The following is a 234-nucleotide window of genomic DNA, read 5'->3' on the forward strand; positions in this document are numbered from 1 at the left end:
TATTGAGGCCGAAACACTTGACATATTCCGTTGGATAAATCACAATTTTTCCTGGGTTAGACTTTTTGGAATTAACTTTAGACAACGCTAGATTTATTAATCGCTGCTCATTAACCTCTAGCCAATAACCCGCATGTAATAATTTCTTAGCGAAAACAATTTTTGGAGAATTTTTACTGCTCATTTCCCTACCTCATTTCAAGTTTATGCTGTTATGCTAACCGCGGCCCAACC

At 37.2% G+C, this 234-nt stretch carries 1 protein-coding gene; it reads right to left on the bottom strand.

From position 1 onward, the window contains the following. Positions 1-184, bottom strand: a 184-nt coding sequence (locus R0J88_RS23720; RefSeq protein WP_410901416.1) for a RepB family plasmid replication initiator protein, incomplete at its 3' end; no start/stop codon positions are given. Between the last annotated feature and the right edge of the window lie 50 nt (positions 185-234).

This window comes from Pseudoalteromonas sp. SIMBA_162 (assembly GCF_046535955.1).
GTDB lineage: Bacteria > Pseudomonadota > Gammaproteobacteria > Enterobacterales > Alteromonadaceae > Pseudoalteromonas > Pseudoalteromonas marina.